Below are 20557 nucleotides of genomic sequence, written 5' to 3' on the forward strand. Positions count from 1 at the left end.
TTATGATAACAGATCAATTCGGAAGAACCCATAATTATCTTCGGATATCTTTAACGGACAATTGCAATCTGCGCTGCTTTTACTGTATGCCGGAAGAAAATTATGATTTCACACCGCATGCTAAACTGATGCAGGCGGATGAAATTGATACCATCGCAAAAATATTCGTCGAGCATGGCGTTACTAAAATCAGACTTACCGGAGGTGAACCGTTCGTGAGAAAAGATGCTTCAAAGATCATCAGAAATCTGGGAAAACTTCCTGTACAATTGACGTGTACTACCAACGGAATTCGAATTGATGATATGCTTCCCGAAATTATTCAGTCGGATTTTCAGAGCATCAACATCAGCCTTGATACTTTACAGAAGGAAAAATTCCTGAAAATTACCCGCCGCGATTATTTTGACCGCGTCCTCAGAAATATTAATCTTTTACTGCAGCATAACATCAAAACCAAGATTAATGTTGTTGCTATGAAAGATATTAATGATGATGAAATTTCAGATTTTATCACTTTTACAAAAGATCATCCTGTAGAAGTGCGGTTTATCGAGTTTATGCCTTTCAGCGGAAACAGATGGAGCAGCAATCAGGTTATGACACAAAAAGACATTCTGAATATCATTAGGGAAAAATATGATTTTAATCCGCTTCCTGTCGGTTTTCATGACACGGCGAAGCCATACAGCATTGATGGGCATCAAGGAAGCTTTTCGATTATAAGTACGATGAGCGAACCGTTTTGCAGCGGCTGCAACAGAATCCGGCTTACCGCAGACGGAAAATTAAAGAACTGTCTGTTTTCAAAAAAGGAAACCGATCTTCTCACACCTTTACGAAATGGTGAAGATATTTTACCGATTATAGAATCTGCGATCTGGTCGAAAGCAAAAACGCAGGGCGGACAACTGAATGAACAATTTGAAAAAATAAACACATCAATCATTCAGAACAGAAGTATGATCAATATTGGCGGATGATGAAAAATACAGGAATTATATTACTGGCAGCCGGAAATTCTTCCAGAATGGGATCTCCGAAACAGCTTTTGGTGTATCAGGGAAAAACATTTTTAGAAAGAATAACTGATACTGCCTTAGAAATATTCGATCCAAATCAAATCGTTTTGGTTCTCGGAGCCCGTCATCATGAAATATCTTCTGTCATTAAAAATAAAAATATACACATCGTTATCAATGAAAACTGGGAATCAGGAATGGCTTCCTCCATACAATCAGGAATGAAAACACTGTTCGTTCTGTTTCCGGAAATGGAAAGATGTTTCATTTCGGTATGCGATCAGCCTTATCTTACCAGTAATTTATTTTCAAAAATGCTTCAGTTGCAGGAAACTTCAGGAAAAGAAATTGTTGTCACAAAATATGCCGATACATTGGGCGTTCCTGCTTTATTTTGTAAAAAATATTTTAAACCATTAATGGAACTTACCGGTGAACAGGGCGCTAAAAAGATCATTCAGCAGAATATAAACGATGTGGAATCTTTTGAGTTTGAGAAAGGTGCTGTTGATATTGATACTCCATCAGATTATAATCATTTAAAAACCCAACCATGATAAGTGTAGAAGAAGCAAAAAAAATAATTGAACAAAATATTCCGGAAAGAAAAACTCGAATTCTTCCTTTGAAAGAAGCATTCGGACTTACAACCGCAGAAGATATTTATTCAAAATATAACATCCCGAATTTTTCCCAGTCCTCAATGGATGGGTACGCGATCCGTTTTGAAGATAAAGATCTAAAGCTGAAAATTTCAGGCGAAATGCAGGCGGGATCTACAGAGCAGTTTCATCTCGAAAAAGGGAATGCCTGCCGTATTTTTACGGGCGCCCCACTTCCCATCGGTGCAGATACCATCGTTATGCAGGAAAAAGCTTTAATAGAAAACGGATATCTCACGGTTCTTGATAACGACCTCGAAAAAGGGCTGCACGTACGAAATGCCGGAAGCGATGCGAAAAAAGACAGTGTGGCAATGCGTTCAGGAAGTTATCTTTCGGCTGCTGCCATCGGATATCTAGCAGGAATCGGATGTACGGAAATCAACGTTTTTGCTCCTCCATCGGTTTCGTTAATTCTTACGGGTAACGAATTGTTACAACCGGGAGAAAATTTAGCTTTTGGTCAGGTGTACGAATCCAATTCCTATCAGTTGGAAAGTGTTTTAAAACAGTGTGGAATTACTACCATTAAAAGTTTTTGGGTAAAAGATGATCCTTCTGAGGTTGAAAAAACGCTGGATCTCGCCATTTCCAAAACAGATATTGTGATTTTGGTGGGCGGCGTAAGTGTCGGCGATTACGATTTTGTAATTGATGCCACAAAACAATGCGGCGTTGAACAGAAATTTCATAAAATCCGGCAGAAACCCGGAAAGCCTTTCTATTTCGGAACGAAGGGAGAAAAACTTGTTTTCGGGTTACCCGGAAATCCGTCATCGGCATTAACGTGTTTTTATTTATATATTTCGCCATTACTTTCAGAAATGATGAAACGTCCGGCGATTACGGAGAAAACGAATGCAACTTCAACTTCTTCGTATGGAAAGAAAATCGGTCTTACCCATTTTCTGAAAGCAATCTATGAAAACGGAAAAGTAACGCCGCTTCATGCGCAGGAATCGTATCGTCTCCAGTCTTTTGCAGAAGCCAATTGTCTGATGATTTTACCTGAAGATTCGGAAGGCTGTAAAAAAGATGAAGAGGTTGAAATTATACTATTAAAATAAAGATCAAATAATGAATGTAGAATTTTTTTATCTGATTTTATTCATCATCGCAGCTTTATATGCAGCAGTCGGACACGGCGGCGCAAGCGGTTATCTGGCGTTAATGGCTTTGTACGGAATAGCCCCCAAAGAAATGAAACCTACCGCTTTAGTGCTTAATCTGTTCGTCTCGCTTACTTCTTTTATACAATATTATCGGGGAGGACATTTTAAACTCAGGATCTTTATTCCGATTGCTTTGGCGTCTATTCCTATGGCTTTCGTGGGTGGAATGATTCATATTGAAGATACGCTCTACAAACGTATTTTAGGTATTTTATTATTATTTCCTGTTTTCCGTTTTTTCTTTTTTAAAAGTCCGGATGATAGCGAGCTGAAAGATCCCCAAATCTATTTATCCTTACTTTTCGGAGGAGTGATTGGTTTATTATCGGGAATGATCGGCATTGGGGGAGGAATTTTGTTATCTCCGGTTCTTATTTTACTGAAATGGACCAACCAGAAACAGACCGCCGCGATCAGCGCAGCTTTTATTTTTGTTAATTCCGTGGCAGGTTTAGGAGGAATGTTCACCAAAGAGATCGCCTTTACCAGCGATATGTGGATGTACATCATCTGTGCATTTGCAGGAGGATTGCTTGGTGCCTATTTAGCTTCAAAAAAACTGAACCAAAACGGTCTGAAATATGTACTTGCTGTTGTACTTTTAATGGCTTCCTACAAATTAATATCAAGCACTATTTAAAGATCATTAAATGAGAAATTTAATTTTACTTCTTACAGTTTGCTGCGCTTCCATTGCTTTTTCCCAATCTGCAAAAAGCATTGAGATTATCGCTCCGGATAACCAGAAAACAATTGTAACATCCGCCGAACTTTTAAAATATCCACAACATACAATAGACAGCATACAGATTACCAACCATTTAAAGGAATACAAATCTACCCTTAAAAATATAAAAGGGGTTTTGCTGAAAGATGTTCTTTCTAAAATTTCATTTAAAGAAAAATCACCAAAAGTTTTAAGCGAATACTACATTACCTGCATTGCAGAAGACGGCTATAAAGTTGTTTTTTCGTGGAACGAAATTTTTAACACGACTGTTGGTGATAATATTTTAATAATTCCGGAAATCGAAAACAGACCAAAGGATGGCATTTCTACCCTGTCTCCCACCGATTTTGCCACTGGAAGACGATATGTAAAAATGTTGAAAACCATTCAGCTAAAAAAAAGTAAATGAATGAGTACTGTAAAAATAATAAGCTTTGGCAGACTGAAAGAGATTTTAGGTCCGGATTTTGAAGCGGAAGCCGAAAATACCGATGAGCTGATCAATAAGCTGAATGAAAAATTTCCTCAGCTAAAAAATTTAAAACTGAGAATTGCAGTGAATCAGAAGATTATTTCAGAGAATACAGCTTTACAAAATAATGATGTGGCAGCTTTAATGCCACCTTATTCAGGAGGATAAATTATGTTGAATTCAGAACGCTACGACAGACAGATTAAATTACAGGGTTTCGGCATCGAATCTCAGGACAAACTTGCTTCAGCGAAAGTTCTGGTGATTGGAGCCGGAGGTTTGGGCTGTCCTGTTCTCCAATATCTCACCGCAGCCGGAATCGGGAATATCGGAATTGTAGATGATGACCGTGTTTCGCTGAGCAATCTGCATCGGCAGATTCTTTACAATTCTGATGACATTGGAAAACTTAAAACCGAAGCTGCTTTAGAAAGGCTGAATGCCATGAATCCCGAAGTACATTTTAAGATTTTTTCCGAGCGGATTAATCCCCAAAATGCAGTTAATATTGTTTCTGAATATGATATCATTATAGACTGTACCGACAATTTCGCAACACGCTACTTGCTTGATGATCTATGCCGGATTTTAGAAAAACCTCTTATTTTCGGGGCAATTTATCAGTATGAAGGTCAGATTGCTGTTTTTAATGTCAGAAATAAAGAAGGTTTTACAACCCATTATCGAAATCTTTTCCCTGAACCTCCAAATCCGGGAGAAGTTCCTGACTGTAATGAAGCGGGAGTCTTGGGCGTTTTACCCGGAGTTATCGGAACTTTGCAGGCTACAGAAGCCATTAAACTAATGACAGGAATCGGAGAACCGCTGATCAATAAATTAATGACAATCGATATTCTGAGTTATCAGACTGCTGTTTTTGAAATTCCTTCGTTACATTTAACCGATAAAAATATTCCGTACAGTATTGAAGAATTTGAGAACATGAACTATCAGCTTCACTGCGGAATTGAATTTGCCGGAATTAAAAATATTTCTCCTTCAGAATTTAAAGAAGCCGTAAAACTTCCCGATACGGTTGTTATTGATGTTCGCGAACCGGAAGAACAACCAAAACTGGATGTTCCGTATATCTCGATTCCATTATCTCAGTTGAAGGAAAATGTAAGCCAAATCAATAACAGAAATGTCATTGTTGTTTGTCAATCCGGTAAGAGAAGTCTGTCCGGAGCGAAAGTTTTGCAGGAAATTTTAGAACCGGAATACAGCATCAGTCATCTGGAAGGCGGAATTAATCATTTAAATAAAGAAACTCATGAGTAAGATTAAAAATATATTTCAGAACAGTCCTGTTTCACCTTTATTCATCGCGGAAAGCATTACCAAACATTCCACGAAAACGGAAATTGGAGCGCATCAGATTTTTCTGGGACAGATTCGCGCAGATGAAATTGACGGTAAAACGGTAAAAGCGATAGAATATACAGCTTATGAAGATTTAGCCCTCTCTCATATGGCAGCGATACGGGAAGAGATTTTTGCAAAATACAATCTTACCTGCATGCATATTTATCACAGCTTAGGTATAGTGAATGTAGGAGAAATATGCCTTTTTGTGTTTACCTCATCAAAACACCGCAAAGAAGCAACTTTAGCCTGTAACGAAATGGTGGAACGTATAAAAAACGAACTCCCGATCTGGGGCAGAGAAATTTTTGAGGATGAAACACATCAGTGGAAAATAAACCAATAAACCATGGTAGATATTACTTTTAAAACCTTTACGCTGCGAAAAGCAATTGCAGCAGCAACCATAAAAACTTCAGCTATTTCAACGGTAGAAGCCGTGAAAAACGGAACGGTTCCAAAAGGCAACGTTCTTGAATTTGCAAGAGCTTCCGCTTTACTGGCGATAAAAAAGACCAGCGATGTTATTCCGGACTGTCATCCTTTGCCTGTGGAATTTGCCGCGATTAATTACGAAATGAATGGTTTGGATATTAACATCACCGTTGAAGTTCATACCATTTATAAGACCGGCGTTGAAGTTGAAGCCATGCATGGAGCTTCTGTAGCATCTTTGGTTATTTACGATATGCTGAAACCAATTGATAAAAATGTAGAGATTTCCAATATCCGGCTTTTGGAAAAGCAGGGCGGAAAAAGCAGTCAGAAAAATATTGAAACGGAAAATCTTACCGCCGCAGTAGTTGTCTGCAGTGATTCTGTTTCTCAGGGATTTAAAAATGATACTTCCGGAAAACTTTTGGTAGAATCTCTTAACAATCAGGGAATCAGCAATGTTGATTATTCAGTGGTTCCTGATGATGTTTCTGCCATTCAGGAAAAGATAGAATTCTTTAAAAATAGAGGCTGTCATCTTCTTGTTTTTACAGGCGGAACGGGTCTTTCGGATCGTGATGTAACGCCGGAAGCGGTTTTACCATTCATTACCAAAGAAATTTCGGGAATTATGGAAACCGCAAGAAATTATGGACAGGATCGTGTGAAAACGTCCATGCTTTCCAGAGGAATCGCCGGATTTTCTGATGATATGCTGATTTTAACGTTTCCGGGATCTTCCGGTGCGGTAAAAGAATATGTTCAGGCGTTGTTTCCGCAGGTTTTACACGTATTTTCCGTAAAAAAGGGAGACGGACATTCATGATGTTGAGTTTCATTTCTATGTAGCTAAAAGTAAATAGTTAAAAAACTCCATGGAGTTTTATCTGTGTAGACACCATATTCGGAAGATGTTTGGCGTTCCGTAGGAACGCTATCTTTAAGACATTCACCGTATTATAGATATCAATCCTACGGATTGATTGATGGATGTATTCTTATTTCTACACAGATTCTGCTCCTAAAGGAGCAATTATTTTACTTTAAACAATCCTATGTAATAGTTACAAATGAAATTCAATTCTAACTTAAGTTCAATATTAAAAAGATTAAAATTAATTGATAGTCAAAATGTTGTATTTTATCAATTATATTAGGCTTCGGCTCGATGTAAAGATTCCAAATTAAAATTAACCATTCGAAATCAAGTATGAGTTTTGGCTAAAGCCAATTTTCATTCTTACTCATTAAAATGGGCTAAAGCCCATTCCTATTGATATTTGCGTTGTTCTTTCAAGCTCATGCTAATTATCTATTTATCAGGAGAAGAACTGTTTTCTCTATTTTTTCCACAGCGGTTTCAATCTCCGAAAGAGTGGTATATTTTCCTATGCTGAATCGTATTGAAGCCAGTGCATCCCGATCACTCATTCCCATTGCCTGAAGCACGTGAGAAGGTTTTGTGGTAACGGCATTACAGGCAGAACCGCTGGAAACGCAGATATTTCCTAAGGAAAGAATAAGATCTTCGGAATAAATACCTTCAAAACAAATATTGGTGGTATTGAAAATCCTTGCGGAATGATCTCCATTGATGCTTGTCTGAGGAATTTTCAGCAGCTTATTTTCAAGATGATCTCTTAGCATTTTAATTTTTTGAGCATCCTGTTCCATTTCCACAAGTGCGAGTTCGGCTGCTTTTCCCAATCCGATAATTCCCGGAACATTTAAAGTACCGCTTCTGAGGTTATTCTGTTGTCCTCCCCCCTGAATTTGCGGCTGTACTTTATTCTTAATCGCGGAAGCAATATAAAGTGCGCCTATTCCTTTGGGTCCGTAAAATTTATGGGCGGAAAAAGCCATCAGATCGGTATTCAATTCCTTTACGTTCACAGGTATTTTTCCAACAGCCTGTGTTGCATCACAGAAAACACAGCAGCCTTTTCGATGCGCGATTTCTGCGATTTCCTTTATGGGATGGATGACTCCTGTCTCGTTATTCACCAACATGATACAGACCATCAACGTTTTTTCGGTGATCAATGATTCCAGATCAGCAAGATTGATATTTCCCAAATGATCTACATTAAGATAATCAACTTTAAATCCATCTTTTTCGAGTTGCGCACAGGTATCTAAAACGGCTTTATGCTCTGTGGTCACTGTTATGATATGGTTTTTATCGGTATCTGTTTTAAATCCTTTTAACGCAAGATTTACAGATTCTGTAGCCCCTGATGTGAAAATAATTTCCTTAGTATCTGAGCCAATGAGTTCCGCTACTTCTTCTGCTGCATTTTCAATGGCTTCTCTTACGGTAAGTCCGAAAATATGGGAACTTCCTGAATTTGCATAAAAGTCATTGAAGTAAGGCAGCATCGCATCCACTACCCTTTTATCAACCGGAGTTGTAGCGTTATAATCAAGGTAAATAAAATCATTATCCATCATAACATTTTAATTCATTTATAAAAATAGTGAACTTTTTCAGGTTAGTTTTAAATTTAATCCAGAAGTTTGTGTATCGCCAAATATTTGTAGGGTTTAAAGCAATCTTTTTGCCGAAAAACATTCAGTATATTTGCAGTATGCTTTCCAAGAATGATTTTCCAAAATTAAACGGACTCGTCCTTGCCGGAGGAAAAAGTCTGAGGATGGGAAATCCTAAAGACAAAATCAACTGGCATGGCAAAGAACAGCGGTATCATGTGGCAGATCTTTTAGCTCCATTCTGTGATGAAGTATTTATTTCCTGCAGACAGGATCAGCTTGAAAATTTTAACAGAGATTATAAAGCGCTTCCCGATACTTTTTTAAATATGGGACCTTTTGGAGGATTGCTTTCCGCATTCCATTTTCAGAGGGATAAAGCATGGCTGATTATTGCCTGTGATTTACCTCTTTTAGAGAAAAATTCGATAGATTTTCTCTTACAGTTCAGAGATCCGGAAAAAGTGGCAACAGCCTATGAAAGTCCTTCTGACGGATTACCGGAGCCGTTAATTGCCATCTGGGAACCCAAAAGCTATCCTTTGCTTCTTCAGTTGCTTTCAACAGGAAAAACTTCATTAAGAAAGGCTTTGATTAACAGTGATGTAAAAATACTGAAAGCTGAAAATCCGGATTTTTTAATGAATGTAAATACGCCCGAAGATTTGGAAAAAGCAAAAGAAATTTTGAGAATTTAGTTTCATATCCAATTATTTTTACTCCAAACTTGTTCCGGATGCAGCGATAATATGCTCATCAATCTTTTTAAAAATATCTGGATCGTGTTTTCGGATTTTGATTCGGACATATTTGGAAGCGGGCATATTGGCTCCATTCACTACATTGTTGATGGATACCAACACATTGGTTTCCGGGAAATAAGTCATGGTGCTTTTCTGCGGAATAGGATATTTTACCACAATAAAAAGCGGTGCTATTCTCTCTTTGCCGTCTTCATAATTGAAAAGATCTACATGATCTCCTTCTTTCAGACCAGCTTTTTCAATGTCTTTTTCGTTCATCATTACCACTCTCCTTTCATTGAAAATTCCACGGTAGCGGTCATCTAAACCATAAACCACTGTATTGAACTGGTCGTGTGTTCTGGTGGTTCCCATCAGATATTCATCATCGGCAAGCGAATTATCGGGTACGGATGTTATATTGAAGGCTGCTTTTCCCGGATAGAATTCACTGTTGAAAACTCCGTCTCTCGCTGAATTCGGAAGATAAAAACCGGCTTTCTGCACTACTCTTTCGTTATAATTTTCAAATCCCGGAATGCATTGCTCCACATCATCACGAATGGCATCATAACTGTTGATGAATTTATCCCAATCCACTACAGAACGTTCTCCTAAAACCGCTTTTGCCATTCTGCAGGCAACGTGGGTTTCATTGATCAGATGTTCTGAAATCGGGTCCAGAATTCCTTTGGAAGCCTGTATCACGCCCATTGAATTTTCGGTACTTATATGCTGAATTTCTCCGTTTACAATATCTTTTTCACTTCTGGAAATAACCGGTAAGATCAGCGCTTCTTTGCCATGAATCAGGTGATTTCTATTCAGTTTTACAGAAACCATTACCGACATTTCGAGATTGCGCATTGCTTCTGCTGTAAAGCTGGTATCGGGTGCTGCAGAAAGGAAATTCCCTCCCATACAGAACATGAATTTTACTTTTCCTTCATGCATCGCCTTCAGCGATTTTACCACATCATAGCCTCCTTTTCGGGGTACTTTAAAACCATAATATTCCTCCAGTCTGTCCAGTTGTTCTTTGGTGGGATGATGGTTGATAAGCAATGTTCTGTTTCCCTGTACATTGCTGTGACCGCGGACAGGACAAGCTCCGCCGCCTTGAATTCCGATGCTTCCTTTCATTAGTAAAAGGTTCACAATATTGTAGATCATTTCCACGCCGTTGTGCTGCTGCGTAATTCCCATTCCCCAACAAATAATCATGCGTTTTTTTGAAGCGATCATTTGCGCTGCTTCTTTCAGACTTTCAACAGAAATTCCGCATTGTTCAGATAAAAAATTAAGGTCATATCGTTTTAATTCTTCAGTCAGTGCTTCAAAACCTGCTGTTTTGTTTGCTATAAAATCCTGATCCAATACTTTTCCGGGATTTTTTGCTTCTTCTTCCAGTACAAGGATCTGAAGGGCTTTTAAGAGCGCCATATCTCCATTGATCTTGACAGGAAGATACAGATCTGACAATTCAAAAGGCTTATTGAGTAAGGCACGAACGTTCTGAGGATCTTTAAATCCTTTCAGACCTGCTTCCGGAAGCGGATTGATGCCTATAATTTTTGCCCCGTTTTTCTTTCCTTTTGTAAGGGCAGAAAGCATTCTCGGTGAATTGGTTCCCGGATTCTGTCCGATAATTATGATGAGATCGGTATCATAAAAGTCTTCGAGTTTTACGGTTCCTTTTCCGATACCAATGCTTCTGGAAAGTGCATATCCTGAAGTTTCATGGCACATATTGGAACAATCGGGGAAGTTATTGGTTCCGAATTCACGGGCAAACAACTGATATACCCAGGTTGCTTCATTGCTGGTTCTTCCGGAGGTGTAAAATATAGCTTCGTCGGGAGAATCCAGAGCATTTAATTTTTCGGAAATTTTTGCAAAAGCTTCATCCCAGCTTATCGGCTGATAATGTGTTGCTCCTTCCGGAAGATACATCGGTTCTGCAATTCTTCCCAATTGACTGATTTCAAAATCCGTCATTTTGGCTAAATCGTATACGGAATTTTCCCTGAAAAATCCTGCTCCGATTTTTTTTGAAGTGGCTTCTTCAGCCAGAGCTTTTGCTCCGTTTTCGCAGTATTCCCCCAGTTTGGAACGTTCGTCATCCGGATCGGGCCATGCGCAGCTTGGACAGTCGAATCCGTCAAACTGATTCATGCTGAAAAGTGCTCTTCCTCCACGAAGAACTGAAGCATTGAGAACCAACTGTTCCAGTGAATGAACCACTGCGGGAACTCCTGCTGCCCAATTTTTCGGGGGCTTTACCTTTAGATTTCCCAGTGTATAAGGAGATTCCGCCGAAGGCTGTCCGCTGTTTTCTTCTTTTTTATTGAATACCTCTTTATTTCCCATGACTTCTACATTTTAAAAAAATGAAAAAAATTAACATTTTATATTCGGATTGGGATAATTATCGCTTTGATCTTCCAACGTATTATCGATGCAGACAAAATCTTTCTCTACCAAAATTTTCACCGGACCGGATTGTCCGTCAAATCCTACCCTGCCGGTGGAAATCCATTCAGCGATCATGGTTTCAGGCATTTTTAAAACCATGGTATTATCGATGAAAGCCGATGAGAGTTCTGCGTCTTCTGTTTTTTCAATAGAATAGATAAAAGGACGGTCTATAAATTGTGTAGTACTTGAAATTTTTCCGTTTTTTCCGAGTTCTGCTACTTCAGACTGAGTGAGACGGAATCTTACGGAGTTGTCTTTTATTCTTATTTTCATAATAGATTTTCAATTTTAAAATGGCTTGCGGAATGGTAGATATTAAACCGGTTGTTTCGCAAAAAGCCTAATAAAGTAATATCAAATTCTTTAGCAAGTTCTATTGCAAGACTTGAAGGCGCTCCTATTGCGGCAACAATTTGAATTCCTGCCATTGCGGCTTTCTGAATGAGTTCAAAGCTGGCTCTTCCGCTAAGAAGTAAAATTTTATTGTCCATAGGAAGCAAATCTGCAGATAATGCATAACCTATCAGTTTATCCAGAGCGTTGTGTCTTCCTACATCTTCGCGTAATGCAAGAAGATCTCCTTTCAGATTAAACAATCCTGAAGCATGTATACCTCCGGTCGCACTGAAATTATTCTGGAAAGAATGTAGTTTTTCGGATAATTGATAGATCGTATCCAGAGAGAGTTCTGTATTTTGTCTTTTTTGATCTTTAAAAATGCTCACTGTTTTTATAGATTCTATGGATCCTTTTCCACAAACTCCGCAACTGGACGTTGTATAGAAGTTTCTGTCGGCTTTCATAAGTTCGGGAACAAAACCTTCATTTAATTCTACCATGACAATATTTTCCCTGTTTCTGGAACATTCTTCCTTTGGAGAATAAATGGCTTTAACCTGATTATTACCGGTTATAATTCCTTCTGTAAATAAAAAACCAACCGCCAGTTCTTCATCATTTCCGGGGGTTCTCATGGTAACCGATATATTTTTAGATTCTTTTTTATCTGCTGAATAATAGGAAACTCTTATTTCTAACGGTTCTTCTACAGAGACATCATCTGTGTAATGAAAACTGATGTTGTCCTTAACTTTAACGATTTCTATCTGCTTTACCGATTTATCTGATAACAGATGGGCTTTCATAATATAATGGTAATTGGTAAATAAAGGTACAAATTTTATTCCTGAAATAAGCGGCAGACGAAAATTCAATTGCTTTTAAAGATTTTGAAAGCAATATTTTTCTCAGACTGATTCGAAATGATGTAAGCTCATTTCAGTTATTTATTATGAATTTAAATTTATTTTAAGCTTAAGATAATTTACAGATTCTAATTTAAGTTTTTGAAATACAATACTTCAAACCTCAACATTATATTCTGAATTCAGCAAAATAAAAATGACAACATCTCTATGAATGCTGTCATTGTCTTTATTTTCTGAATTGCTTTCGCGGATATTTTTACTTCCAGTCTCCGTGGAAAGCCAACATCTGTTCTGCTGTAGCCTGAAAATGTCCTTCCGTGAATGAATCCTGCAAACGCATCAGACTTCCTTTCTGTGCAGCAAAAAATACGGTCTTTTTATCAGTTATGATTTTAAAGAGCGATTCATACTTTCCGTCTCTCAGATAAATGTATCCGAATTCTACAGTTGTGTAATCTAATTTTTCAAAATCTTCTCCCTGCTCCAGTTCGCCTACCGCGGTATTCGCAAGGGTTTCTTTTACTTTATTCATCTGTTCAGCGGAGATTTTTTCTGCCTTTTCCATATTTATTTTTTTAAGTTTGTGTTTAAACTCATTAAAAACTTAACTAAAAACCTGTTTAAACTAATTTTTCATGAAAATACTAAAATTTCTTTTTAAACGAAAAAATAAAACCTCGCATATGCAAGGTTTATTTTATATATAATTCTAAGAAATTTATGCATGACCTGTTGCAAGGTACGACATCAGCCAGCCTGCACAGCCGATCGCCAATCTCAAGATTAGTTTTTTAAATATTGCTTTGGACATGGATTTTCCCTGTTCAAGATATTCGTCTGTTCTTTCATTGGCTGTTCCTACTTTTTTTGATAATTTGGTTCCCGCCACCGCACTGAGAGAAAAAACGTAAAGAATTGCAGCCCACGCAGCACTTGCGAATCCTATGAACATCAAAATAGTTCCTATAATTCCTAATGTATCCATTGTACTAGTTTTTTGAAAGTTTTTTGAGATACAGTTGATAACTCATGAATGCAAAAGCTGCTGAACCTGCCAAACCTAAAAACCCGATCAAAGCCATTGTTTTCGGATTGATTCCTGAATATTTCCCAGCCTCTATATCCGGAGCAATAATCCACATCGCAAGCGATAAAACAATCACCAGTAAACTGACAGCTCTTACAGCATTTTTTTTCATAAAGGCAATAACAATCATGACAAATGCCAAAATGGTTACTGCAATACCCAGAATTCCGGCTGTATCTACCTTCCATTTCGGGGGTACTTTTTCCAGAATCTCAAGGCTTTCTTTTACCTGAGGATCATCTATTTTTGTAATATCGATTCCCTGTTTTTTCAGATCATCAATCTGTTGCTGGGCTTTATCTGCAATACTGTAGTCATCGCTTCCAATTCTGCTCTCGATATTTTTAAATAGTAAGCCGGAACAAGTACCGCCTACCAAAAATGCAAGAACCATAAATATTAAAGTTAATACTCTCATAAACTGTTTAAATTAAATATGTTATTCGATTTTTTTTAATTATTCAACTACTTCTATACTGGTTATTTTGCCGTTTTGCCAATGTGTTGTCGCTGTTCCGCTGCTTCCCAATATATTTTGAATACGGAAGACATACGTTTTTCCGTCCTCTGTAAAATAAGAAAGTTCTGCTTTGTTGCTCATGATATTACTTGCCATAATATATCCATCCTGTGTTGCAATGGAATGAACATTTTTTCCTTCTTCAACATAAGGCGCAAAACCTTCCAGAAGACCAATAGGTTTTTCTGTGGTGTAAGCATCTATAATTCCGTATACTGCGTCAGGAATAGAAGATTTATCTTTAGTTACAGCCGGGTTTATCACAGTATATTCTGTATCAGCAGGGGTATTGATTACGATTTTATCAATAACTGTATTTTCATCTACAAGAAAATAGGCATCTTCAAATCCTGTATCTATATCATGACCGAAATACATAAGATCATCGGCGGCTTTAATCTCTTTATCTTTGCTGAATACTTTCAGGAAAATCATTTCATCCTTCGGATTTTTAACTTCCAGATAAATATATTTTTTTCCTTTTGGGGCAATTTTAATCATTTTCTCCTTCTCAGAGCGCAAAACTTTCATTTCTTCAAACTTCAGAATGGTAATGGGATTGTTTTCTATTTTAAATTCTTTGCCTATTTCTATTTTTACAGGTTCCTGTCCGCAGGAATTTAAAAGTAATGCAGCCGAAAGAATCGGAATCAAAAAAAATGATCTTTTTTTCATGGTTTGTTTAGTTAAATTATAAAATTATTCTTCTTTTTTTGAATATTTTATTTTTTTTAAAATTCAAAATGCAATAATAAACGAAAGCAAAATAGCAATTCTGACAAATGAACATTTGTAAGGTTTACCGGTAAATTCGTAAGGTTTACGAGCAAATCTGTGCTCAGTTCTATATATGAAGATGATCCAGCAGTGCCAGAAATTCCTCTTTCTTTCTCACCGAAAGTGGTATGGCTGCGTTATTTTTCATCATTACCGTATTACCACCATCCGATTTTACATAATGATCAAAATAAGACATATTAATAAGATGAGACTGATGGGTTCTGAAGAAATTAAAAGGTGTTAAAATATTTTCATATTCTTTTAAATTGGTAGAAACAACTAATTTCGGTGCGTTGATGAAATGAAACGTGGTATAATTTTTCTCGGACTGGCAATTGACAATATCCTGAATATTAACCGAGTAAATTTTATCCGTTGTCTTCAATCTAAGTTTCTGAATATTTTTAGGACGTTCAGGATTAGAAAACAAATAACTGAATTTGATATCGAAAAGTTCTTTCCTTACTGATTCTTCGACTTTTTTTACTGCTTCTATCAAATCCTCTGTTTTCAATGGCTTCAAGAGATAATCAACTGCTGAAAAACGGAATGCTTTTACGGCAGAATTCTCACAGTCTGTTATAAATATGAGTTTGAATGTATTCTGACTTAATTTTTCGAGCAGATCAAAACTGCTTCCGTCAGAAAAAAGGGTATCCAGAAAAACGATATCGGGAGAAAACTGCTCTATCACTTTTATACCGGATTCTACAGAATGCGCCTCTCCTACTAAAGTAAGATTCGGGCAGTTATTTTTTATCAGAGTACAGTGTTTTTTCCTTACCTCCGGATTATCATCAATGACGATGACTTTTAGCATGATTATTAATTTTCACAAATATAGAATATTTCCAATTTCTCACAATAAAAACGTAAATAATCCGGAAGTGCTTTAAAAGGGCATGTTTATTGTAAAGTATGAAGGACACCAAATAAAAAATTTAAATATGAACAACGAAAAAAATGTAGCCGTACTTAACGATTTACTGAACATTACCAATGACAGAATTGAAGGATTTTCAAAAGTGGAAGACAAAGTATGGGACACTCATTCTGCGTTAAGAAATGATTATGACCAGATGGTTTCTGAATCGCAAACTATGAAAAATGATCTGATAAGACACATTAATGAACACGGAGGCGAGGCAGATAATACAACAAGTACAGCAGGAGCTTTCCACAGAGCATGGATTGATGTAAAAAACGCTTTTTCAGCAGATAAGGATGAGTCTACTCTGGAAAATGTGGTTTTTGGAGAGAAAGCAGCCATCGATGCTTATCAGAATGCTTTAGACAGCGGAGATCTTGCTCCGGAATGTTCGAGACTGGTTTCGGATCAGCTTCATCATCTGAAATCTTCTTATTCAAAATTTGAAAATCTTGAAGCAAGAAATTAGTAAAATAAATTATTACCATCCCAATAAAGAGAGTTTTTCAGCTCTCTTTTTGTGATTATATAAAACAGTTACCCATGAATAATATCGACAGTATTGCCCTTATCGGAGGCGGACCGGCTGCTCTGTTTGTTGTGAAACATCTTATGGCAGAAAAAATTTATCCAAAAGAACTTTACATCTTCGAAAAAAGTGAAAATCTGGGATCGGGAATGCCTTACAGCCATTATGGAGCAAATTTTGAGCATGTTGCCAATGTTTCCGCAAATGAACTTCCGGAATTGCCACAATCTTTCACAGATTTTGTAACAAAAAAGGATTTAAAAGATTATCCTGATTTTGCCAACAAAGCCGGCGAAAGCATCAACGAATATCAAGTGATTCCCAGGCTGCTTTTAGGAAATTATCTCGAAGATCAGTTTCATCATCTGCTGAGAACTGCCGGTAAACATGGCGTTACGATAAAAGTTTTTAAAAATACAAAAGTTGTAGATATTGACAGGAAGAATGATGATTTTTTTACGGTAATTACAGAATCCGGTGATGCTCACAACGTGTCTAAAGTAATTATCTGCACCGGACATCAGTGGTCTTCTGAAAACGAAATCCGCAGCAAAGGATGGTATGATTCTCCTTATCCTCCTTCTAAATTCAATATTGCATCCAATCATTCGGTTGCCATTCGAGGGACATCTCTTACCGCGGTAGATGCGGTGAAAACTCTGGCAAGGCTGAACGGAAAATACGTTGAAGAAAATGGCGGTCTGAAGTATCTTATTAATGAAGAAAACAAAAACTTTTCTATTACTTTATTTTCGAAAAGAGGATTTCTTCCAGCTTTAAGGTTTCATTCGGAAGGAAGTCCGTATTCTGAAGGATGGATCATGTCTCATGACGAAATCTATGAGTATAAACAGAAAAATAATGGTTTTGTGGATCTGGATTATGTATTTAATCTGAATTTTAAAGAACCTCTCAGAAAGAAGAATGAAAAATTTTATCAGGAAATAAAAGACCTCACGATTGAAGAATTTGTTGAAAAAATGCTTGAATTGAGAGAAAAACTGGATAGTTTCCAGCTTTTTAAAGCCGAATATGCTGAAGCAGAAAAATCAATAGAAAGACATCAGACTATTGCATGGAAAGAAACGCTGTCTGCTTTCAGCTATGCGATTAATTATCCTGCAAAACATTTTTCAGCAGAAGATATGATAAGACTCAGAAAAACCCTGCTTCCGCTTATATCCGTGATTATTGCTTCTCTTCCGCAGTCTTCGTACAAAGAACTTATTGCTCTTTATGATGCAGGAATTTTGCATCTGGTGAGTGTAAATGAAAACAGCCGTATCGAATCTCATGAGGAAGAAGGAATTATTTATCATTATACGGATGAAGCGGGAGCAGAAAAATCAGATCACTATAAACTGTATATTGATGCCATCGGTCAGCAACCGATACAATTCAATGATATTCCTTTTGAAGGTCTGAAAAACGGAAGATTAATCAGTTCGGGCTATATTAAATTTAAAGATGCGGAAAAAGGTAAATGTGAATTTGAAAAAGACAGCAGCCATATTATGAAAACGGAACCTGATCATTATTATCTTCGGGTAGACGGACTGAATATCAATGATCATTTTCAGGCACTGGATTATTACGGAAAAGCAACAGAGGATCTTTACATTATGGCTGTTCCGTATATCGCAGGATTAAATCCCGACTATTCCGGACTGGATTTTTGTGATACCGCAGGAAAAAGAATTGTACAGTCTTTAGTATAAATAAAACCATAAATTATGCATTCGTCAAAATTCTGTAAACCGGACGAATGCATTTTTTCTGAATTCTTAAAGATGGATAAGCAATTTAGAATTGTTTTTCTGTTCAGTTTATTATTATCCTGCTTTTTTATAAGGAATGGTAAACCAGAATGTACTTCCCTCTCCCAGCTTACTGTCAACTCCAATTTTTCCCGAATGTTTTTTAACGATTTCTGAGCAGATATATAAGCCGAGACCAAGTCCGGAATAGGATTTACTCATGTATTCAACACGATAATACCTGTCAAAAAGATGAGGAATAACAGATTCTGATATTCCGCTTCCAAAATCGCGCACGGAAATTTTAATGTCTTTTTCCAAACGTTCTATCGAAATATGGATTTCTTCTGATTCTTTGGCGTATTTAACGGCGTTGTTCACAAGGTTTACCACAACCTGCTCAATTCTGTGTTCATCGGCATATATTTCCAGATTTTCATCACCCTGTACAATAAGTTTGTATTTATTTTCCAGCCTTACATGGCTGCAGCTTTTGCTCAGCATTTCATAAAGATTAAAGTATCCGTATTCCAGCATCAGTTGATCCTGTCCCAGTCTGCTCATATTCAACAGGTCGTCAATCAGCATATGCATCTTGCCGATTTCTTTATCAGACTGCTCTATAAGGCGGTTATGAATTTCAGAGAAAGGACGGTCTTTTATCCTGTTCAGCAACTGTATGGAAGCCTTTACAGCAGTTAACGGAGTTTTGAGTTCATGGCTTGCAACGCTTAAAAAATCATCTTTGCGCTGTTCTGCATGTTTTTTTTCTGTGATGTCGGAAGTCATTCCCACCATTCTGTCCGCTACTCCATTTTCATTGTATCTTGGTCTTCCATGCGCCTGAATCCAGTGGATAGAGCCATCTTTCCATTTTACGGGATATTCGGCTTTATAAATTCCGTTGGTTCTGATGGCTTCCTGTACCAGACTTTTTATTTTTGGTCTGTATTCCGGAAGCATTGCTTCAAATAGATCGGTATAATTGAATTCTTCTTCCGGCATAAATCCGAAATTATATTTAAACTGATCGTTACACTGCATTTTTCCGGTAGTAAGATCTACTTCTGTAGAACCCAGCTTGCTTGCATCCAGAGCAATTTCAAGCCTTTTCTTTATTTCAATAAGCGAGTGTCTGGATTGTACCTGCTCGGTTACATCACTTGCCACCACAAGAACAGAAACGCTTTTGTTGTTTTCATCAAAAATCGGCTGATAGGCAAAATTGAGATAAAGTTCTTTAAGTACTCCGTTTTTTTCGATCAGCACCTTGCTTTCCTTGCCAAAATAGGGTTTTCCGTTTTCATGCACTTCCGCAAGAATATCAATAAAAGATTGCCCCATCAGTTCCGGAAGAGCATCCTTCAACGGCATACCGATAATAGAACGGTCTTTATTCCAGAGATTCAATACTTTATCATTCACAATATCCACTTCAAAGTTCTTTCCTTTTAAAGATGCGATCGCAACCGGTGCTTTTTCTACGAGCGTTTTAAATCTTTTTTCATTTTCCGTTAAAGTATAATTAGCTGTTAAAAGTTCTTTTCTTGCCTGTAAAAGATTGCTGTTAACACGGAAGAGTTCTTCATGCTTGGCATTGAGATCTTCGTTTGTAGCAAGATATTCTTCATTAAGCGCAGAAAGATCGTCTATAAGTTTTTGCTCGGATTTAGATTTTTCCTCTACCATTCTTAATGCTTCCTGCCGTTCTGTAACTTCAAAAGCGGTATGAAGAATATACTCGGTTTTTCCGGATGCATCTAAAATTGCTTTGTATTCGAAATCGAAATAGTAGGTTTTAAGAGTTCCGTCTATATTAAGAATCGCAGGATAATCTTTTGCAATGAAGGTTTCTCCCGATCTCCATACATTCTGCAGCATATCAAAAAAAGGCTGTCCTATTAATTCGGGAACTGCATCCAAAATATTTTTTCCAACAACACTTCTGTCTTTCCCCCAGAAATTAATCATGGCTTCATTGGCACTTAATATTTTTATATCGTCACCCTGATATACTGCCGTTGCATTGGGTGAATAAAATAACACAGACAGTAATTTTTCAGGTTCGATATTCTGAGGAGAATTCATAATTCAATTTAATTAATCAAATATAACCATTAAAGACTATTAAAAATCCTGAATGTGAAGTTTTATGAATTTAGTAATCGCTTTTAATTGG

Annotated in this window: 22 protein-coding genes; 12 read left to right on the forward strand and 10 right to left on the reverse strand. The window is 37.2% G+C overall.

What is annotated here, in order from left to right; translation table 11 throughout:
• The first annotated feature begins 2 nt into the window (after positions 1 to 2).
• From moaA to moaCB, 9 genes are read left to right on the forward strand one after another with little or no spacing between them, the layout of a single operon-like run.
• Positions 3 to 983 (forward strand): GTP 3',8-cyclase MoaA, encoded by a 981-nt coding sequence (moaA, locus tag H6W52_RS06875; RefSeq protein WP_185216591.1) that lies wholly within the window; start codon positions 3 to 5, stop codon positions 981 to 983.
• Complete coding sequence (locus H6W52_RS06880; RefSeq protein WP_185216593.1) at positions 980 to 1579, forward strand: NTP transferase domain-containing protein; 600 nt, start codon at positions 980 to 982, stop codon at positions 1577 to 1579. Before moaA ends, H6W52_RS06880 begins: the two co-directional genes overlap by 4 nt.
• Entirely contained in the window at positions 1576 to 2751 is a 1176-nt protein-coding gene (glp, locus tag H6W52_RS06885) for a gephyrin-like molybdotransferase Glp (RefSeq protein WP_185216595.1), read from the forward strand. The genes H6W52_RS06880 and glp overlap by 4 nt, the downstream gene beginning before the upstream one ends.
• A gap of 10 nt (positions 2752 to 2761) precedes the next feature.
• The gene (locus H6W52_RS06890; RefSeq protein WP_185216597.1) at positions 2762 to 3496 is read left to right on the forward strand and encodes a sulfite exporter TauE/SafE family protein; all 735 of its coding nucleotides are present in this window, start codon (positions 2762 to 2764) and stop codon (positions 3494 to 3496) included.
• 10 nt (positions 3497 to 3506) lie between these two features.
• Positions 3507 to 3995, forward strand: a complete 489-nt coding sequence (locus tag H6W52_RS06895; protein WP_194304377.1) for a molybdopterin-binding protein — start codon at positions 3507 to 3509, stop codon at positions 3993 to 3995.
• Entirely contained in the window at positions 3996 to 4226 is a 231-nt protein-coding gene (locus tag H6W52_RS06900) for a MoaD/ThiS family protein (RefSeq protein WP_185216599.1), read from the forward strand. It abuts the gene before it with no gap.
• Positions 4227 to 4229: 3 nt separating this feature from the next.
• Positions 4230 to 5339 (forward strand): HesA/MoeB/ThiF family protein, encoded by a 1110-nt coding sequence (moeB, locus tag H6W52_RS06905; RefSeq protein ID WP_194304378.1) that lies wholly within the window; start codon positions 4230 to 4232, stop codon positions 5337 to 5339.
• Positions 5332 to 5769, forward strand: coding sequence for a molybdenum cofactor biosynthesis protein MoaE (locus H6W52_RS06910; RefSeq protein ID WP_185216601.1), 438 nt, complete (start codon positions 5332 to 5334; stop codon positions 5767 to 5769). The genes moeB and H6W52_RS06910 overlap by 8 nt, the downstream gene beginning before the upstream one ends.
• A 3-nt stretch (positions 5770 to 5772) precedes the next feature.
• A complete protein-coding gene (gene moaCB, locus H6W52_RS06915; RefSeq protein WP_185216603.1) occupies positions 5773 to 6684 on the forward strand; it encodes a bifunctional molybdenum cofactor biosynthesis protein MoaC/MoaB in 912 nt (303 codons plus the stop codon).
• 482 nt (positions 6685 to 7166) lie between these two features.
• Here the strand turns inward: moaCB and H6W52_RS06920 are convergent, their stop codons facing one another.
• Positions 7167 to 8309 carry a cysteine desulfurase family protein gene (locus tag H6W52_RS06920; protein WP_185216605.1) on the reverse strand — a complete coding sequence of 381 codons (1143 nt, stop codon included), beginning with the start codon at positions 8307 to 8309 and terminating at the stop codon, positions 7167 to 7169.
• 107 nt (positions 8310 to 8416) lie between these two features.
• Here H6W52_RS06920 and H6W52_RS06925 point away from each other — a divergent pair, with 107 nt between their 5' ends.
• A complete protein-coding gene (locus H6W52_RS06925) occupies positions 8417 to 9046 on the forward strand; it encodes an NTP transferase domain-containing protein (RefSeq protein ID WP_228457539.1) in 630 nt (209 codons plus the stop codon).
• A gap of 18 nt (positions 9047 to 9064) precedes the next feature.
• On the opposite strand, the gene H6W52_RS06930 is transcribed toward H6W52_RS06925, so the two are convergent.
• From H6W52_RS06930 to H6W52_RS06965, 8 genes are all read right to left on the reverse strand, one after another.
• Entirely contained in the window at positions 9065 to 11461 is a 2397-nt protein-coding gene (locus H6W52_RS06930) for an FdhF/YdeP family oxidoreductase (RefSeq protein ID WP_185216607.1), read from the reverse strand.
• 30 nt (positions 11462 to 11491) lie between these two features.
• Complete coding sequence (locus tag H6W52_RS06935) at positions 11492 to 11842, reverse strand: DUF7009 family protein (protein WP_116099123.1); 351 nt, start codon at positions 11840 to 11842, stop codon at positions 11492 to 11494.
• The gene (gene fdhD / locus H6W52_RS06940; protein ID WP_116099124.1) at positions 11839 to 12714 is read right to left on the reverse strand and encodes a formate dehydrogenase accessory sulfurtransferase FdhD; all 876 of its coding nucleotides are present in this window, start codon (positions 12712 to 12714) and stop codon (positions 11839 to 11841) included. Before fdhD ends, H6W52_RS06935 begins: the two co-directional genes overlap by 4 nt.
• A gap of 319 nt (positions 12715 to 13033) precedes the next feature.
• Positions 13034 to 13342, reverse strand: coding sequence for a hypothetical protein (locus H6W52_RS06945; RefSeq protein WP_116099125.1), 309 nt, complete (start codon positions 13340 to 13342; stop codon positions 13034 to 13036).
• A gap of 153 nt (positions 13343 to 13495) precedes the next feature.
• On the reverse strand, positions 13496 to 13762 hold the full coding sequence (locus tag H6W52_RS06950; RefSeq protein ID WP_087706116.1) for a hypothetical protein: 267 nt from the start codon (positions 13760 to 13762) through the stop codon (positions 13496 to 13498).
• Positions 13763 to 13766: 4 nt separating this feature from the next.
• Positions 13767 to 14258 carry a hypothetical protein gene (locus H6W52_RS06955; RefSeq protein ID WP_116099126.1) on the reverse strand — a complete coding sequence of 164 codons (492 nt, stop codon included), beginning with the start codon at positions 14256 to 14258 and terminating at the stop codon, positions 13767 to 13769.
• A gap of 63 nt (positions 14259 to 14321) precedes the next feature.
• A complete protein-coding gene (locus tag H6W52_RS06960; protein WP_116099127.1) occupies positions 14322 to 15059 on the reverse strand; it encodes a hypothetical protein in 738 nt (245 codons plus the stop codon).
• A gap of 169 nt (positions 15060 to 15228) precedes the next feature.
• A complete protein-coding gene (locus H6W52_RS06965; protein ID WP_116099128.1) occupies positions 15229 to 15984 on the reverse strand; it encodes a LytR/AlgR family response regulator transcription factor in 756 nt (251 codons plus the stop codon).
• A 127-nt stretch (positions 15985 to 16111) separates the two neighbouring features.
• Here H6W52_RS06965 and H6W52_RS06970 point away from each other — a divergent pair, with 127 nt between their 5' ends.
• Together H6W52_RS06970 and H6W52_RS06975 are read left to right on the forward strand one after the other, a co-directional pair.
• Entirely contained in the window at positions 16112 to 16561 is a 450-nt protein-coding gene (locus H6W52_RS06970) for a PA2169 family four-helix-bundle protein (protein WP_116099145.1), read from the forward strand.
• 74 nt (positions 16562 to 16635) lie between these two features.
• Positions 16636 to 18339, forward strand: coding sequence for an FAD/NAD(P)-binding protein (locus H6W52_RS06975; protein WP_116099129.1), 1704 nt, complete (start codon positions 16636 to 16638; stop codon positions 18337 to 18339).
• 114 nt (positions 18340 to 18453) lie between these two features.
• Here the strand turns inward: H6W52_RS06975 and H6W52_RS06980 are convergent, their stop codons facing one another.
• Complete coding sequence (locus H6W52_RS06980; RefSeq protein ID WP_116099130.1) at positions 18454 to 20466, reverse strand: ATP-binding protein; 2013 nt, start codon at positions 20464 to 20466, stop codon at positions 18454 to 18456.
• Positions 20467 to 20557: the final 91 nt, after the last annotated feature.

Source organism: Chryseobacterium sp. C2(2020), from assembly GCF_014218915.1.
Classification (GTDB): Bacteria; Bacteroidota; Bacteroidia; order Flavobacteriales; family Weeksellaceae; genus Chryseobacterium; species Chryseobacterium mucoviscidosis.

Bases quoted from the DNA above. Each gene is read 5' to 3' on its own strand.
- moaA (WP_185216591.1), top strand. From the start codon at position 3: ATGATAACAGATCAATTCGGAAGAACCCATAATTATCTTCGGATATCT.
- H6W52_RS06880 (WP_185216593.1), top strand. From the start codon at position 980: ATGATGAAAAATACAGGAATTATATTACTGGCAGCCGGAAATTCTTCC.
- glp (WP_185216595.1), top strand. From the start codon at position 1,576: ATGATAAGTGTAGAAGAAGCAAAAAAAATAATTGAACAAAATATTCCG.
- H6W52_RS06890 (WP_185216597.1), top strand. From the start codon at position 2,762: ATGAATGTAGAATTTTTTTATCTGATTTTATTCATCATCGCAGCTTTA.
- H6W52_RS06895 (WP_194304377.1), top strand. From the start codon at position 3,507: ATGAGAAATTTAATTTTACTTCTTACAGTTTGCTGCGCTTCCATTGCT.
- H6W52_RS06900 (WP_185216599.1), top strand. From the start codon at position 3,996: ATGAGTACTGTAAAAATAATAAGCTTTGGCAGACTGAAAGAGATTTTA.
- moeB (WP_194304378.1), top strand. From the start codon at position 4,230: ATGTTGAATTCAGAACGCTACGACAGACAGATTAAATTACAGGGTTTC.
- H6W52_RS06910 (WP_185216601.1), top strand. From the start codon at position 5,332: ATGAGTAAGATTAAAAATATATTTCAGAACAGTCCTGTTTCACCTTTA.
- moaCB (WP_185216603.1), top strand. From the start codon at position 5,773: ATGGTAGATATTACTTTTAAAACCTTTACGCTGCGAAAAGCAATTGCA.
- H6W52_RS06920 (WP_185216605.1), bottom strand. From the start codon at position 8,309: ATGATGGATAATGATTTTATTTACCTTGATTATAACGCTACAACTCCG.
- H6W52_RS06930 (WP_185216607.1), bottom strand. From the start codon at position 11,461: ATGGGAAATAAAGAGGTATTCAATAAAAAAGAAGAAAACAGCGGACAG.
- H6W52_RS06935 (WP_116099123.1), bottom strand. From the start codon at position 11,842: ATGAAAATAAGAATAAAAGACAACTCCGTAAGATTCCGTCTCACTCAG.
- fdhD (WP_116099124.1), bottom strand. From the start codon at position 12,714: ATGAAAGCCCATCTGTTATCAGATAAATCGGTAAAGCAGATAGAAATC.
- H6W52_RS06945 (WP_116099125.1), bottom strand. From the start codon at position 13,342: ATGGAAAAGGCAGAAAAAATCTCCGCTGAACAGATGAATAAAGTAAAA.
- H6W52_RS06950 (WP_087706116.1), bottom strand. From the start codon at position 13,762: ATGGATACATTAGGAATTATAGGAACTATTTTGATGTTCATAGGATTC.
- H6W52_RS06955 (WP_116099126.1), bottom strand. From the start codon at position 14,258: ATGGTTCTTGCATTTTTGGTAGGCGGTACTTGTTCCGGCTTACTATTT.
- H6W52_RS06960 (WP_116099127.1), bottom strand. From the start codon at position 15,059: ATGAAAAAAAGATCATTTTTTTTGATTCCGATTCTTTCGGCTGCATTA.
- H6W52_RS06965 (WP_116099128.1), bottom strand. From the start codon at position 15,984: ATGCTAAAAGTCATCGTCATTGATGATAATCCGGAGGTAAGGAAAAAA.
- H6W52_RS06970 (WP_116099145.1), top strand. From the start codon at position 16,112: ATGAACAACGAAAAAAATGTAGCCGTACTTAACGATTTACTGAACATT.
- H6W52_RS06975 (WP_116099129.1), top strand. From the start codon at position 16,636: ATGAATAATATCGACAGTATTGCCCTTATCGGAGGCGGACCGGCTGCT.
- H6W52_RS06980 (WP_116099130.1), bottom strand. From the start codon at position 20,466: ATGAATTCTCCTCAGAATATCGAACCTGAAAAATTACTGTCTGTGTTA.